The organism is Facklamia languida CCUG 37842 (assembly GCF_000245795.1).
Taxonomy (GTDB): domain Bacteria; phylum Bacillota; class Bacilli; order Lactobacillales; family Aerococcaceae; genus Facklamia; species Facklamia languida.
Window position 1 is genome coordinate 71,348 of record NZ_JH601133.1, and the last position, 14,909, is coordinate 86,256.

The 14,909-nt window shown below is 47.4% G+C and carries 14 protein-coding genes; 2 read left to right on the forward strand and 12 right to left on the reverse strand.

What is annotated here, in order from left to right; all coding sequences use genetic code 11:
• Nucleotides 1–261 precede the first annotated feature (261 nt).
• Nucleotides 262–450 carry a 50S ribosomal protein L28 gene (rpmB, locus tag HMPREF9708_RS00275; protein ID WP_006307921.1) on the forward strand — a complete coding sequence of 63 codons (189 nt, stop codon included), beginning with the start codon at nt 262–264 and terminating at the stop codon, nt 448–450.
• 62 nt (nt 451–512) lie between these two features.
• Here the strand turns inward: rpmB and HMPREF9708_RS00280 are convergent, their stop codons facing one another.
• The 10 genes from HMPREF9708_RS00280 to gmk all read right to left on the reverse strand — a co-directional run bounded on the left by HMPREF9708_RS00280 (nt 513) and on the right by gmk (nt 11,275).
• Complete coding sequence (locus HMPREF9708_RS00280) at nt 513–1,187, reverse strand: thiamine diphosphokinase (RefSeq protein WP_006307922.1); 675 nt, start codon at nt 1,185–1,187, stop codon at nt 513–515.
• A gap of 1 nt (nt 1,188) precedes the next feature.
• Nucleotides 1,189–1,839, reverse strand: a complete 651-nt coding sequence (rpe, locus tag HMPREF9708_RS00285) for a ribulose-phosphate 3-epimerase (protein WP_006307923.1) — start codon at nt 1,837–1,839, stop codon at nt 1,189–1,191.
• 14 nt (nt 1,840–1,853) lie between these two features.
• On the reverse strand, nt 1,854–2,777 hold the full coding sequence (gene rsgA / locus HMPREF9708_RS00290) for a ribosome small subunit-dependent GTPase A (RefSeq protein WP_006307924.1): 924 nt from the start codon (nt 2,775–2,777) through the stop codon (nt 1,854–1,856).
• A gap of 74 nt (nt 2,778–2,851) precedes the next feature.
• Nucleotides 2,852–4,840 (reverse strand): Stk1 family PASTA domain-containing Ser/Thr kinase, encoded by a 1,989-nt coding sequence (gene pknB / locus HMPREF9708_RS00295; protein WP_006307925.1) that lies wholly within the window; start codon nt 4,838–4,840, stop codon nt 2,852–2,854.
• Nucleotides 4,821–5,591, reverse strand: a complete 771-nt coding sequence (locus HMPREF9708_RS00300; RefSeq protein ID WP_006307926.1) for a Stp1/IreP family PP2C-type Ser/Thr phosphatase — start codon at nt 5,589–5,591, stop codon at nt 4,821–4,823. Before HMPREF9708_RS00300 ends, pknB begins: the two co-directional genes overlap by 20 nt.
• A gap of 8 nt (nt 5,592–5,599) precedes the next feature.
• Entirely contained in the window at nt 5,600–6,955 is a 1,356-nt protein-coding gene (rsmB, locus tag HMPREF9708_RS00305) for a 16S rRNA (cytosine(967)-C(5))-methyltransferase RsmB (RefSeq protein WP_006307927.1), read from the reverse strand.
• 9 nt (nt 6,956–6,964) lie between these two features.
• Nucleotides 6,965–7,930: a methionyl-tRNA formyltransferase gene (gene fmt / locus HMPREF9708_RS00310; RefSeq protein ID WP_006307928.1), complete on the reverse strand. Its 966-nt coding sequence runs from the start codon at nt 7,928–7,930 to the stop codon at nt 6,965–6,967.
• A gap of 14 nt (nt 7,931–7,944) precedes the next feature.
• On the reverse strand, nt 7,945–10,353 hold the full coding sequence (priA, locus tag HMPREF9708_RS00315; protein WP_006307929.1) for a primosomal protein N': 2,409 nt from the start codon (nt 10,351–10,353) through the stop codon (nt 7,945–7,947).
• 83 nt (nt 10,354–10,436) lie between these two features.
• Nucleotides 10,437–10,637, reverse strand: coding sequence for a DNA-directed RNA polymerase subunit omega (gene rpoZ / locus HMPREF9708_RS00320; protein ID WP_006307930.1), 201 nt, complete (start codon nt 10,635–10,637; stop codon nt 10,437–10,439).
• Nucleotides 10,634–11,275, reverse strand: a complete 642-nt coding sequence (gmk, locus tag HMPREF9708_RS00325) for a guanylate kinase (protein WP_006307931.1) — start codon at nt 11,273–11,275, stop codon at nt 10,634–10,636. The genes rpoZ and gmk overlap by 4 nt, the downstream gene beginning before the upstream one ends.
• Nucleotides 11,276–11,761: 486 nt before the next feature.
• On the opposite strand from gmk, the gene HMPREF9708_RS00330 reads away from it, so the two are divergent.
• Nucleotides 11,762–12,112, forward strand: coding sequence for a hypothetical protein (locus tag HMPREF9708_RS00330; RefSeq protein WP_006307932.1), 351 nt, complete (start codon nt 11,762–11,764; stop codon nt 12,110–12,112).
• Nucleotides 12,113–12,210: 98 nt separating this feature from the next.
• On the opposite strand, the gene HMPREF9708_RS00335 is transcribed toward HMPREF9708_RS00330, so the two are convergent.
• Complete coding sequence (locus tag HMPREF9708_RS00335) at nt 12,211–12,807, reverse strand: energy-coupled thiamine transporter ThiT (protein WP_006307933.1); 597 nt, start codon at nt 12,805–12,807, stop codon at nt 12,211–12,213.
• Between the two features lie 8 nt (nt 12,808–12,815).
• On the reverse strand, nt 12,816–14,495 hold the full coding sequence (locus tag HMPREF9708_RS00340; protein ID WP_006307934.1) for a ribonuclease J: 1,680 nt from the start codon (nt 14,493–14,495) through the stop codon (nt 12,816–12,818).
• Between the last annotated feature and the right edge of the window lie 414 nt (nt 14,496–14,909).

Consider the following 14,909-nt stretch of genomic DNA (forward strand, 5'->3'; position numbering starts at 1 on the left):
AAAAAGCAGCTTGTAGCGAATGGATAAAATCACTGAGGACCGTCCTCCAAAGCGAAGCTTTTGCGGACTAGCCCGGAAAAGTCTGACTTTGCAGGGCGGTCCCTTGTGATGAATCATCGACACGGCCAGCTTTATATTCATGCCAGTCCCCTTCCCCATAAAATATCTACCATTTCTGCTTGAATGATCGGTCAATTTATGGTAAATTATTTTGGTATGAAATATGGCCTGTTTAGGCTATAAGGAAAAGGAGGCTTAACCATGGCTAAGGAATGTTATTTCACAGGGCGTAAAGCTGTTTCAGGTAATAACCGCTCACACGCGATGAACAAATCAAAACGTCGCTTCAGTGCGAACTTACAAAAAGTACGAGTAATGATTGATGGCAAACCTCAAAAAGTTTGGGTATCTGCTCGTGCATTAAAATCAGGTAAAGTTGAACGTGCTTAATTTAGCAAAATTATGATAGCTGGCTGTTCGATCCGCTAAGGGTCGACTTGCCAGCTATTTTTTTAGGTCTTTTTTTCTAAGATAACCATCACCAGTCCGGTCTTAAAGGAGACCTCAACTGGGTCTTGGCCCATAAACTCATTCGAGATGAGAGCTCTTGGATAGGTATAAGACGTCTGGGCTAGGGTGTATTTCGCTTGGTTAATCACCAAGTCCTCGACAGGGGTCAAGGAGATGATCGAAAGGTAACGGGCTTGGTTGCGGTTATGTATAACTTGACAACCCGGCGTGAGAAAGTCAATCTGACGCGCCTCATCCATAAAATGAAGCTGGCCTTGAATCGCTTTAAAGCGTGGCTGGTAAACCAACCATAAGTTAGCGATCAGATGGTCCAACCGCCCCTCTTTCGAAGTAATCGCGCCAAAGAGATAGTAATTCGTATTGGCAGGGTCAGTCTGCTCCATGGCCATTACCAGTGCTAATTCCATATCAGTGTCATCCTTCTCGGCCGGTGAGCGATGGATCGAACGACTCTTGGCTTGAATCAAGGCAAATTCTTCCTGGCTAACAGAGTCAAAGTCCCCTACCGCATGGTCTAATTCCAGTCCTGCTTCAATCAGATAGAGGGCCCCTCGATCGACGCCAATCAAAAGGGCATCCGGTTGACTGGCCAATAGGGCATGAAGAGTTTGGAGGTCGGGTGGCGCTGCCCCACCTGCTAGGATCACTACGTCCATACTAATTAGCTCCTAGTCTTAAGGAAGCTATCGCTTGTTGGCGGTCAGGATGGTTGAAGACATAAGACCCTGCCACCAAGACATCTGCACCTGCTTGTAGGCACTTAACCGCTGTTTGATCGTTGACGCCACCATCCACCTCGATCTCATAGTGGTAGTTGGCCTCACCCTCTCTCAAATCGGCCAATTCTTCTACCTTGGACAGGGTGGATTCAATAAAGGATTGCCCGCCAAAACCAGGATTGACCGTCATCACAAGCACTAAGTCCACCAGGTCCAGGACTGGCTCGATCAAAGCTACCGGACTGCCTGGATTCAAGGCAACACCCGCCTTCACACCTAAATCTTTAATCTTCTGCAGGGCAGAATGCAGGTGTTGAGTGGCTTCAGCGTGGATGGTAATAATATCTGCTCCAGCCTTGGCCATATCGGCCACATAGCGTTCTGGGTTTTGAACCATCATATGACAATCAAAGACCAATTGACTCTCACTGCGCAAATATGAGAAGACAGGCGCTCCAAAGGATATATTCGGAACAAATTGACCGTCCATCACATCAATATGGAGGTAGTCTGAATAGGGCTCAATCGTCTGGATCTCCGCTAATAATTGGTTAAAGTTGGCACTCAACATGGAAGGGGCTATTTTCATAATTGATCTCTCCTTTAATATTTGGGCTTTTGGGCTTGTAACTTGGCAAAAATCTGCTGGTAATTCTGATAACGGCTGGCAGCAATCTGGCCTTGGTCGACCAGGGCCTTCACCTGGCAACCTGGTTCATTGATGTGTAGGCAGGAGCGAAAGCGACATTCAAGACTGGCCCGGTGAATCTCTGGAAAATACTGGCCTAAATCCTCCTTGGCAATCTGGGAAAGGTCGACCGCCGAAAAGCCAGGCGTATCCGCAATCAGACCCTGGTGGTAACGATAGAGGGTGACCTCCCGAGTGGTATGCTTGCCCCGGTTCAAGGAGGAAGAGATCGCGCCCGTTTCAATGGCTGCAGCGGGGATCAGTTGATTCAAGAGAGTGGACTTGCCGACCCCAGATTGACCCATCACCACATAAGTCCCCTCTTGGATCAAGTGCTTGACGGCTTCTAAGCTTTGCTGGGTCTGATCATTGACAAGGAGGTCATAGCCGGCTGCTTGATAGGTCGCTCGGATCTGGTCAACCTGGGCTTGGGCCTGGTCTTGGCCTAAGGCGGCCACTAGGAGGTCATACTTGGTTAAGAGGATGATGGGTTGAATACCATGGCTTTCCACAAAAACGAGAAAATAATCCAATAAATTATAGGAGAATTCCGGTTCTCTTAAGGACGTGACGATGATGGCAAAATCCACATTGGCCACCGGTGGCCGCAAGAGGGCATTCTCCCGGGGTAGGATCTCCACCAGACGCCCGACTGCCTCTTCCTGATCTGCAATCGGCTCAAAGATAACATAATCGCCCACTAAGGGCTTCATCTTGAGATGCCTGAAATTGCCTCTAGGTTTTGTCACAAAAGACTGGTCATTGGACCAGACATAATAGAAGCCAGAAATGGCTTGGTAGATAATGCCCGTGGCTTGACTTGGCTTGGTTGCAGTCATTAAATCCCTCCCACTTATCAAATAAGGGAAGAATCGGAAGTCGACTGATGCCTCCCATAATCTTCCCTTCAAACTTATTGGTCTGGATAGACAGCAGATGATTCCGCAATGACTTCCCCGTCACGCAGAATACGATACTGTCCTTTTCCACCTTCATTTATTTCAAATGTGAGCGTCAACTCTTGACTCTCGGTAATCTCATACTCTTGTGCCAGTTCATTAATGTTATGCTTGGCATCTCCAATAAAGACTTGGATCTTATTGGCTAGGGGCTTGGTTTGATTAAAGTCGTTCTCAGCATACTTAGCCACATAATCAATCATAACAGTTTGGTTGACAGTCGATTGAGAGGCTTCTTCTTTCCCCTTAGAGATGACCACTTGAATGGTATCTCCCATCGTAAGCGGGGTCCCAGATAGGGGGTCTTGCTGGATGACTTGGCCCTTAGGAATATAGGGGTCAAAGGCATAGACTTCCTCTACATAAAGACCGTAAGCATCAGCAAACTTCTTAACCATATCAAAGGAGAGATTGTAGAAGTCCTGCATGGTGGTCTCTTCGGAATAAGATCCGATCACTAAGGTGATGGTCGCTCCACCGGGAACGACTTCTGTTCCAGGGTCTAGACTTTGCGAGAGGATGATACCTGCCTCCTCTTGGGAAGCGGCGATATAACGTAAGTCGACGATGAAGCCTGAATCGATCAGTTCTCGGCGTACCGGCTCATAGCCTTTACCGACATAGTTCCCAATCTTGACTCTAGGCTTACCATCTGAGACGACCAGGTTTACGGCCGATTTACGGTCTACACGTTCGCCCGCTGCCGGCTCAGTATTAATGACTTGGCCACGTGGAACTGTCTCATTCCAGACGACTTCGGTCTGCCCTACGACCAAGTCGCTCTCAGCCAGTAGGTCACTCGCCTGGGATTGGGTCAGTCGACTGATATCGGGCACATTGACTGAGGAGACCATTAACCGATAAGCAAAATAGAGAGCGAGGGCCAAAAGGGCCGCCATAATTCCAAAGAAAAGAGTCTTGAGAATCCGTGAGGACCGGCTCTTCTTGGGACCTGGTTGGGGCATCTCAAAGCTCGGATAGATGGATTCATCCAGGGGCTCTGGTGCTTCAACCTGCTCAGTGAGCGCCTTTTGCGCGGCTGGAATGGGTTGGATGGACTTAAATCGGACCGACTCATCCAACTGACTGCTCGGTTGGAAAGGCTTCTCATTCATCCGTGATGTGCTCAAGACCGTTGACAGGTCAGCCAGCATCTCTTGCGTGGATTTATACCGGTCTTGTGGTTTCTTGGCTGTCGCCTTTAAGACCACATTCTCTAAACTTTGCGGCACATAGTCCAATTGGTCCTTGATGCTTGGGAAGGGTTCTTGGAAATGCTTGAGCGCAATCGATACGGCAGACTCTCCATCGTGCGGAACAGACCCCGTAATGAGTTCATAAAGAACGACCCCAATCGCATAAATATCGGACTTGGTAGTTGCCGAAGAGCCTCTGGCCTGTTCTGGCGATAGGTAATGGACCGATCCTAGTAAAGTATTGGTCTGGGTAATCGACGTATCGCTGAGGGCGACCGCAATTCCAAAGTCCGTCATCTTCACCACGCGATCCTTGGTAATCATCACATTCTGTGGCTTAATATCCCGGTGAATGATGCCATTCCGGTGAGCGGCATCAATCCCTGCCACTAATTGACTCATGATCGCCACAACCAGTTCCAACTGAACGGGAGCATGACTGCGGATAAACGACTTCAAGTCCTGACCATCAATGTATTCCATTACAATGTACTGTTGCTTCTCATGTTCATCCACGTCATAAACTTCGACAATATTCGGATGGAGCAACTGGCTAGCCGAGATGGCTTCACGTTGGAAGCGGCGGATGGCATCTTGATTGTCCTGGAAGTCATAGCGTAAGACCTTAACCGCGACATCACGGTCTAGAATTAAGTCATGGGCCAGAAAGACATTCGCCATCCCCCCTTGACCAATCAAGGAAGTTAAGACATAACGATTCGATAACTTATCTCCGATCTCGATCATCAAAGACCCCCTCCTTTTCGGCCAAGTGGCGGACTAAAATCAAGGTAATATTATCCTTACCACCTGCTAAATTGGCAGCATCAATTAAGGCCTGCCCTAAACTTTCAAGCTCTTGGTATTCCTTAAAATGTGCAACGATCTCATTAGCCGTTACCATATTGGTCAAACCGTCCGAACATAAGAGGAGGACATCGACGTCTTCCACTGAGAGGTCATTAAAGGCGGGTTCTATCGCCATCGGCAAACCAATCGACTGGGTGACGACATTGCGCTGTGGATGGGAAAGCCCCTCCTCAGGTGTGATTTCCCCTGTCTTAATGAGTTCATTCACCAATGAATGATCTTCGGTTACCTGGATCAGTTGTCCTTGACGATAGAGGTAGCCACGTGAATCCCCAACATGCGCAAGCAAAATACGCCCGGCTACAAGGGTAGCCAGAATCAGAGTCGTTCCCATCCCTTCATATTCCGCTGACTGCTTGGAAGCTTCTAAGATATAGTCATTGACAGCTGCAATCATCTGGTCCATCCAATCCTTGGCCTGGTCTACTTGGTCAAAGCCTCCAACTTCTTGGAAGCGTTGACCCAAGTATTCGGCAGTTAAGCGGCTGGCAACATCGCCAGCTAAATTACCGCCGACTCCATCACAAAGAACAAACAAGACTTGTCCCGCTTGATTGAAATAATATTCGGCATAATCCTGGTTGGAAGCGCGTTTCTTACCAATATTAGACAGAACTGTAATTTCCATCTTCCACCTCAATCTGAATTTTTGCTTAAACGGCTAATAAAGAAACCATCGGTCTCGTACTGATGAGGCCAAATCCGTATGTCCCCTTGATCAGTGATCAGGTCCGCTTGTTTGACTTCTTCCTTTTGAATCGCTTGACGGGCAAAGTCTGGATGGCGGTCGAGAAAAGCATTGATCTGCCACTCATTCTCCTCATAGGCGATACTGCAAGTTGAATAGATTAGACGGCCACCTGGTTTTAAGAGACCTGCCACATGGTCGAGCAATTGTGCTTGCAAGTTGACGAGTGACTGGATGGCTTCCTTAGACTTCTGGTATTTGATTTCGGGTTTGCGCCGCATCAAACCTAAGCCCGAACAGGGTGCATCTAAGTATATCACATCATAGAGCATTTGAGTATCTGGCACAAAGTAACGAGCATCTGCCACTTGGATGGTCAATTTATCTTGTAAGCCCATCCTTTCAGCGTGCTGGGCCAATTTCTTCAACTTACTAGCAGAAAGATCGAGGGCCTGCAAGTGGCCTGTCGTCAAGTAGCTGGCAATCTGAGTGGCCTTCCCACCCGGCGCGGCACAAGCATCCAGAACCGCTTCATCCCCTTTTAATTGACCCAAGGGCGCCACTAACATGGAAGATTCATCCTGGATGGTAATGGCACCCGTTTGATAGCAAGCAGTATGTATAGGGTTGCCGCCCATGACCCGAATGCCCTGGTCAGCCACTTGACTCGGTTCCACCCCTAATCCAAGAGCGGCTAGGTCCTTCATGACTTGATCTTTGGAGTGGTTCACCCGGATTGATAAATGGGTCGGTTGGTTTAAGCTCTCCGCCAAGGCATGAAAATCTGCACTCGGCAGATGGCTCACCAAATAGTCCACCAACCAAACGGGCAGCGAGTATTGGATGCTCCAGCGCTTATTCTCCTCTTGAATCGCCTCAATGGCGGGTGGACCTTGGCGGAAGAAATTTCTCAAGATAGCATTGACATACTTACCTAAACCTTGATGGCCATTCACCTTGGCAATCTCCACAGCCTCATTCACAATCGCATGTTGGGGAATACGATCGAGATAGAGGGCTTGATAAATAGACAGTCGTAAGAGAGACTGGACCCAAGGTTCTGGTCTTTGCCCCTTAATAAAAGGACTCAAAAAATAATCCAGAGTCAACCGCCTTTGGATACTGCCATAGACCACCCTCACGACCAGGTTTTTATCCTTCAAGGACCGAGGGCTCTGGTCTAAATACTGGTCAATCACAAGATGGGAGAACCGGTCTCCATGATCAACCGCATCCAGTAATTGGACCATATCCCATCGTAAATTGTCCTTTAATCGCTGGTGGCTTCGCTGTTTAATCTTCATAACCGCCTCCTAATCAAAGTGTCGGCCGATCATTTGCTGGGCAGGTGTCCCCTTCAAAAATTCTGTCACCGACATCCGGCGTTTACCTGCGGGTTGATATTCCTCAATGGCAAAGACTGTTTGGTCCCCTGCTTGAACATAGAGGTGGTCCGAGTCCGCTCCAATAATCGTTCCGGCTTGAGCTGGATCGACCCCTTCAATCCCTGCAGGTAGGGCTTTTAAGGGGTAGCCCTGCCAGATCTTAACCCGTTCTTGGTCCAATAAAGTATAGGTCGTCGGGAAGGGGCGGAAGGCCCGAATATGGGCATCAATTGCTTGAGCACTTAAGTTCCAGTTGATTTGCTCTTCTTCCTTCTTAATAGTAGGAGAATAAGAGACCAAGGCAGGATCTTGCTTTTGCGGTGAGATCGCGCCATCAAAGATCCGCTGCAGGGTATCAATAAGTAATTCGCGCCCAATCAGGGCTAACTTCTTAAAGAGGGTGCCGACATCATCTTGGTCCCCAATCGGCAAGGAAATTTGTGCATAGACATCGCCTGCATCCAATTCTTTCACCATCTGCATAATGCTGACTCCCGTCTCTTGGTCACCCTTCCAGATGGCATAATGAATCGGCGCTCCTCCTCGGTACTTGGGTAGCAAGGAAGCATGCACATTCACCGCACCATATTTGGGGGCTTGCAATAGGGGTTCAGGAATTAATTGACCATAGGCCGCTGTCACAATGATATCCGCATCTAAGGCCAGTAAGTCTTGATAGGCTTGTGAATCTGCCATCACTTCTGGCTGGTAGACTGGAATCTCGTGGTTTAAAGCTATTTCCTTAACGGGAGAAGGGGTTAAGACCCGCTTACGCCCTACTGGTCGATCGGGTTGGGTAACCACTGCGATTACCTGTGAATCCACATCTTGGATCAAGCCCGTTAGAATCGTCGCAGCAAATTCAGGCGTTCCCATAAAGATTATTTTTTTCATTTACATCCTACTTTCTAAATGAAATATTGCGGTTCATGATCAATTTGAATTAAGATCCCTCGCTTTTGGACTTCTTGAGACTTGGCAAGCACCTCACTTAAGGCTGATTGTACTTGGGCGGGATCTTTATATTTTAAGAGAAGTTGGAAGTGATAATAATCATTCATCCGCTCAATACCATCATTAGAGGGTCCAAGAAGAATCAAATGATCGGGACTAACTTGGCATCTTTTTTGTAAGTCAGCCTTGACTTGGTAGACCGTTAATTGGGCTTGTGCGCGATCCTTTGAGGCCACCTTGACCAGGGTGGTATAGAAATAAGGTGGGTATTGCCCCAAGTGTCGACGCTGCATCTCGTAGAAAAAGAAACCCTCATAATCATGATGCTGAGCTAATTGTATCACATAATGATCGGGATTGTAGGTTTGGATCACGACCTCGCCCTGCTTGTTGCCTCGACCGGTTCGACCAGCTACTTGGGTCAGCAGCTGGAAAGTCCGTTCAGCTGACCGGAAGTCTGGTAAGTTTAAGCTGGTATCCGCATTGATCACCCCCACCAAGGTGACCTGGTCAAAATCTAATCCTTTAGCAATCATCTGAGTCCCAAGTAGGATCGATCTGGGTTGCTGACTGAAAGACTGTAAGAGCTTCTCGTGGGCCCCCTTTGCCTGGGTCGTATCATTATCCATTCGAATCACCGGTGCATCTGGGAAAACTTGGTTGAGCGTTTCTTGAATACGTTGGGTGCCGAATCCCTGGGTGGTTAGTTGGGGACTATGGCAATTGGGACAGGTTGCAGGCGCGGCTTGCTGATAGTTGCAATAATGACATTTCAGGGTCTGGTCCTTCTTATGGTAGGTCAAGGAAATATCGCACCGCGGACAATAAACTACTTGCCCACACGCTTGACAGAGCATATAAGCCGCATAGCCGCGCCGGTTCAAGAGAAGGACCACTTGTTCCTGGCGGTCTAATTTCTCTTGAATCTTGGCCAGCAAGAGTGGTGAGAAGGCCTCATAAGGACGGTCATCTAGGTCTTGCGTCATATCTACCAAAGTAATGGGTGGCAAGGGTTGTTGGTTAATCCGCTCGGTTAATTGAATCAGCTGGTAACGGCCGACATGGGCTCGGGCACGTGATTCCAAGGAAGGTGTGGCAGAGCCTAAGATTAAGGGACACTGGTGGTAACGGGACCGCCAGAGGGCCACATCGCGGGCATGGTAGCGTGGGTTCTCTGACTGCTTATAGGTAGTCTCATGCTCCTCGTCGATGATAATTAAGCCAAGATTTTCCAGAGGGGCAAAGATGGACGACCGGGCCCCCACGACTACCTGAGCTTCTTGGTCAATAATCCGCCGCCATTCATCATACTTCTCCCCAATACTTAAGCCTGAATGTAAGACCGCTACTCCTTTACCAAAACGTCCAACAACCCGTTCCACCATCTGTGGCGTGAGGGCAATTTCGGGCACTAAAAGGATGGCCGATTTCCCTTGGTCCAGGGTCTGGGCAATCAATTGTAAGTAAATTTCAGTCTTACCAGAACCTGTGACCCCTTCTAAGAGGAAGGTCTGATTGGCAGATTCAGCGATCTTGTCTTGAATTTGCTTAAAAGCTTTGGCTTGACTGGGCCGAAGGTTTTTTGCCTGACTGGGCTGAATAGCTTGAAGCCCACTTGGCCGCCGGTAGACAGTGGCCTCCTGGTCAATCAGCCAACCTTGATCGATGAATTTCTGAATAATGGATCGGTTTACACCTGAGCGCTGGCTTAATTCCGAAATCGTCACCGCTTGATCCAAGGGGTGGTCACGCAAATAGTCAATTAACTGCAGCTGGCGGTAACTGCGGGAAGAAACACTCTCACGGACCTGGTCCAGATCAGTTTCAGGCGCCAGGCTAATGAGCCGAAGCTTCTTGGTCGTGACCTGGTCACGGACCTCATAGTCCAAGCTCAGACTGCCCAGGTTCAATAGGGATTTAAGAGTCTTTCGGTCGATTTGGCTTTCTAATAAGTCCCGTGGAATCTTTCGTTCTTTAAGGTCGAGACCAGCCTCGGCGACTGCCTTTGGATCATGAATATGAAAGACAGCTTGATACTTAGCCTTGAGCATACTCGGAAGCATCGCTGTGAGGATGGAGATGCGAAAGGCATGCAATTGATCCGCTAGATAGTTGGAAAGGTCCACCAATTCCTGGTTCAAGAATGATTGATAGTCCATCACTTGGAAGATCGCTTTTAAGTCTCCTGCAAAATCACTCGTTTCTTTAATGGCCACGACAAAGCCCATTAACTTCCGATTGCCGAAGGGAACTTCCACCCGGCTGCCTAACATCACCAAATCCTCTAGATCTGCTGGAACAGCGTAATCAAAGGGATGATTCACCTGGGCACTGGGAATATCTACGATCACTTCAACATACATTCCGCTTCCTCCTAACAAAAAACTACTATGCCATCATGAACTGATCAATGATCGACATAGTAGCTGCTCGAATGCTAAGTAACCTACTTATCCTTACGGATCGACAGGACGCCTGCCGTCACTTCTTCTAAAGCCTTACCAACGGGTTTGTCTGCTCGATAATCTTCCAACTGCATAATCTTATAATCGCACATCTCCCGCGCCCGCTTGCTAGCGAGAATAATTAAGGAATATTTTGATGATTCCTTACGCAAGAGATCATCAATCGATGGGTATAACATCATTTATCTTCACCTTCTTCTACAAAATAATCCGCAATATCACTTAATAGTCGGTCAACGACACGGTCTGCCTTGAGGTGCTCACAATCGATAATGGCATTGATCTTGCGCACAGCAACTGGTACTTCATCATTGACCACAACATAATCATAAGCTTCCATCATGGCAACTTCCTTCTTGGCCTTGAGCATCCGCTCACGGATCACATCATCCGAGTCGGTGCCTCGATCCGTCAACCGGGTCTCCAATTCTTTGAAGGAAGGCGGCGCTAAGAAAATAAAGATTCCTTCTGGCATCTTCTCTCGCACCTTACGTGCCCCTTGGACCTCAATCTCCAAGAAGACGTCTCGCCCTTCTTCCAAGTGGCGTTCAATCGAAGCCAAGGGCGTCCCATAATAATTGCCAACATATTCAGCATACTCGAGGAGAGCCTCTTGGTCAATTAAGGCTTCAAATTCTTGTCGGCTCATAAAGTGATAGTCCACGCCGTCTTGTTCACCTGGCCGGCTCTTTCGGGTCGTAGCAGAGATCGAATAGACATAGTCGCAGTTCTCATCATCAAAAACAGCCGCCCGCACAGTTCCCTTACCAACCCCCGAAGGGCCCGACAAAATAATTAACAAGCCTCTTTGTTTTGCCATACTCTACCTCCGTCAATTATTGAATCTATCTTAGCACACTTTTGCATTGGCTAAAAGACCATGTCCCAGATTCCAGCAAATTAATCCCAATCTTCTCACAATCTTCCATGGTTAATCTCCCTGTGCGTTTAAAGACAGAATTTGTTGGCAGAACCCTATCAACCGGCAAATAAAAAGCCTCAATCAATTCGTATTCTGCTTGATAAGGGTTCCTTATTATTCAAAAAAGGACCATACTGCTGATTCTTCGTTGGATACCACCCGCCAAGCGATGATTTAAAGGTCGGTCTTCTCTTACTAAAGATTGAGACTGCCTCTTATCTTGTCTATTACCTTAAGCACATCCTTAAATGACCATGATTCAAGAGGCAGATCTTCAGCATTCAATGAAAAGCGAAAATTTGTTCGTAAATCGCTTGACATCCTGAACAAATGTTCGTATACTCTAAATACAAACAAATGTTCGAGATTGGAGGCAAGTAAATAATGGAATTACCAATGAGACCTCAGGGTCACCGCTTAATACAATTCGCACAAGATCTATTCAAACCCTTCAGATCCCCTGCCCCCTTGCTTAATGATGGAATTGAGATGATGCCAATGAACCAGGTCAAGGACCAGTTAATGGCCCACTATGTCAAGCAGAGACCCTTGGCCATCCTCTTTGAATTCTACGACCCAGCATCAGTCATTCAAATGGCTGAACTTGAATTGTCCATTGACTCCCCTATTCAACCTAACGAGACAGTACGGGTGAGTCATCGCGGCCATTCCTTCCAACTTGAGTTAAATCAAATCATCAATGTGACTGCCATCACATCGCAACAGATTGCCTAAGTCTTAGGTAAATCTCCCAATACTTGATTTGACTATGCATAGCACAATCCCCGCTATACAAAGAAGCCTCACTCAGATCCGGAGTGAGGCTTTTTTGTTTAGTCATTAAGTAAGGAGGAAGTCTCCTTGCGTGAGAGATACCGAGTCCGTCTTGGAATCAACCCACGCGGTTGGAAACGCGCTAGCAAGGAGAGGGTTAGGCTGATCACCAACCAGGTCACCAGGGCTCCTAACCAGAAATTAAGGGAATGAATTGGCACCTGAACTTCCTGGTCCAGCAACCAGGGCAAGAGCCATCGACCCAAAAGATAGAAGACAAGGACCGTCAAGAGGCTCCCTGTCCAAATATTCAAATAAGTTGACGAATACCGCTTATTATTCAAGGTCTTTTGCGTATACTTGGCAAAGAGCCCCGCAAACCCTACTCCTAACCAGGGCACTGCTTTCACTAGGAAAGCTGCCACCCAGTCACTCGGCTGGGAAAGGGCCATCAAGATTAAGCCAGTCAAAGCACCGACCATAATCCCGCTAGCAACCCCATAGCGTAAGGCCAACCAGACCAGAGGCAGGAGTCCGACCGCCATAGGATAGCCGATCATTATTCCTAAACGACCATCCAAGAAGTAAGTTACTAATAGAGCTAGGAGGATAGCCACCAGACTATCCGCCAATTGCCGTGAAGTTCTTTTATTCATAATTCACCTTAATCTTTCTTATCGTAGGAAGAAGCATCCATAATAATCGGTAGGACCACTGGGCGACGCTTGGTCTCCTTATAGAGGTACTTGCCAATCTTCTCTCTTAAATCGCTCTTAAGATGGTTCCAATCAAAATCATCACTGGCAAGGTGGGTCTCTAATACGTCTAAGGTAATATCAGAGCAAGATTCAATCAGGCTAATCGATGTTTTCATGAAGACAAAGCCGCGGGAAGTGATCTGAGGTCCGACAAGAATTTTTTTGAGTCGGCGTGAAATGGTCGCCACGACGATAAAGATCCCATCTTCACTCAAGATCCGGCGGTCTTTCAGGACAACATTGCCAATATCACCGACACCAATGCCATCAACAAGGACATCCCCTGCTTCAACCTGACTGGTATTGGTCATCTTCCCCTTGTGGTATTCCATGACATCTCCTACCGCAGGAATGATCACTGATTCTGGCGACATGCCCACTTGTTGTGCCAGGTTGGCATGGGCTTGAAGCATCCGGTATTCACCATTAATTGGAATCAAGTATTCGGGCTTGAGGAAGTTCAACATCAATTTAAGGTCATTCGGTGTCGCGTGTCCCGAAGTATGATAGTGGTCGGTCACACTTAAGACCCGGGCCCCTGCCCGATAGATCATGTCCTTAGTCCGCGCCACATTAGTCTCCATCGAAACGGAAGGAGTCGTGGCAATATAAACTGTATCATGTTCCTTAATCCTTACCTTGGGATGGTGGCCTTGAGCCATGGCCTGAATCAGCTGAATGGGCTCTCCCACGTCACCTGTGGCTAGAATGACAATCTGATCATCCTGGAAGCGGTCCAACTGCTTAAGTTGTCCAAAGACGTCACGGCTAGGAATCTCGATCTTATCTAACTTCAAGGCTACATCCACTATCTCATAGAGGTCTTCACTAGGGAAGAAGATCGTCCGGTTTGACTTGTGAGCGGCTTGTAGGACTTGTTGAATCCGCGCAATATTGGATCCAACCGTTCCGACAATTACCCGTCCCTTAGCATTGCGAAAGACTTCGGTAATTTCATCGCCTATCACAAGGTCACTCACATTCTCAACCGTTGATTCAGCCGCGGCAGAATCACTCAAAAGGGCAATAACCTTCCGCTTTCCTAAATCAGTCAAGCGGGCAAAGTCTGTTTGATAATTCTTGCTGGCACTTGGATCGAAACGGAAATCCCCCGTATAGACGATGGTCCCTTGGGGTGTCTCTAAGGCTATCCCAACAGAGTCTGGAATGGTATGCGTTGTTGGGAAAAAGGAAACCACGACATCATCAAATTCAATTTCAGTGTCGGGATCGATGACGAAGAAGTTATCGACCCGCTCAGACAAGCCTTGCTTACGGGCTGAAATCGTGGCTAATTCAATCGTCAATTGGGTCCCAAAGACAGGGGCTTCAATCTTATCTAAAAGGTAAGGTAAGGCCCCGACCGCATCCGCATGACCATGTGAGAGGAAGATCCCCACCACTCGGTCACGATTTTCTTCCAAATAAGTAAAGTCAGGAATGACCATATCGATTCCTAACAAGTCATCTTCTGGATAGAGCAGTCCACAATCCAGGACGAAGAGCGCCTGGTTGACCTCTACCACATACATATTTTTCCCTTCTTCACGGATTCCGCCTAGGGAAATAATTTTAATCTTGTCCATTTATCCACCTCAACTTTAATTTTTTGGGTCTATTTTAATTCGTGGGCCCCTCCCTACTGGAGAGGCAAATCTCAATTGATTATACCATAGACCCTTTAAAAATAAAATTTTACACCGACGCTTTATTCATATGTGTTAAATGTATAGAATGATGTCTCAAAAGTCTAATTATCTAAGTAACATCATGTGCTAAAGTGCTCCTCTTTTAACTCATTTTAAAAATAAAATAAGGCAGTGCCAATGCTTAATTAAAGGGGACCGCCCTCCAAAGCTAAGCTTTTCCTGGCTCGTTCCACTAGGCAATGCCTAGACGGTAAACCGTAAGGCATTGCACGCTACGTGGACCGTCCAAGTCCCTTTGATTAAGCATTGGCACTGCCTTCTTTATTTAGTTCTTTTAAAGACGATAATTTA

Bases quoted from the DNA above. Each gene is read 5' to 3' on its own strand.
- HMPREF9708_RS00280 (WP_006307922.1), bottom strand. From the start codon at position 1,187: ATGGACGTAGTGATCCTAGCAGGTGGGGCAGCGCCACCCGACCTCCAA.
- HMPREF9708_RS00330 (WP_006307932.1), top strand. From the start codon at position 11,762: ATGGAATTACCAATGAGACCTCAGGGTCACCGCTTAATACAATTCGCA.
- HMPREF9708_RS00335 (WP_006307933.1), bottom strand. From the start codon at position 12,807: ATGAATAAAAGAACTTCACGGCAATTGGCGGATAGTCTGGTGGCTATC.
- fmt (WP_006307928.1), bottom strand. From the start codon at position 7,930: ATGAAAAAAATAATCTTTATGGGAACGCCTGAATTTGCTGCGACGATT.
- pknB (WP_006307925.1), bottom strand. From the start codon at position 4,840: ATGATCGAGATCGGAGATAAGTTATCGAATCGTTATGTCTTAACTTCC.
- rsgA (WP_006307924.1), bottom strand. From the start codon at position 2,777: ATGACTGCAACCAAGCCAAGTCAAGCCACGGGCATTATCTACCAAGCC.
- rsmB (WP_006307927.1), bottom strand. From the start codon at position 6,955: ATGAAGATTAAACAGCGAAGCCACCAGCGATTAAAGGACAATTTACGA.
- priA (WP_006307929.1), bottom strand. From the start codon at position 10,353: ATGTATGTTGAAGTGATCGTAGATATTCCCAGTGCCCAGGTGAATCAT.
- HMPREF9708_RS00300 (WP_006307926.1), bottom strand. From the start codon at position 5,591: ATGGAAATTACAGTTCTGTCTAATATTGGTAAGAAACGCGCTTCCAAC.
- gmk (WP_006307931.1), bottom strand. From the start codon at position 11,275: ATGGCAAAACAAAGAGGCTTGTTAATTATTTTGTCGGGCCCTTCGGGG.
- rpe (WP_006307923.1), bottom strand. From the start codon at position 1,839: ATGAAAATAGCCCCTTCCATGTTGAGTGCCAACTTTAACCAATTATTA.
- rpmB (WP_006307921.1), top strand. From the start codon at position 262: ATGGCTAAGGAATGTTATTTCACAGGGCGTAAAGCTGTTTCAGGTAAT.
- rpoZ (WP_006307930.1), bottom strand. From the start codon at position 10,637: ATGATGTTATACCCATCGATTGATGATCTCTTGCGTAAGGAATCATCA.
- HMPREF9708_RS00340 (WP_006307934.1), bottom strand. From the start codon at position 14,495: ATGGACAAGATTAAAATTATTTCCCTAGGCGGAATCCGTGAAGAAGGG.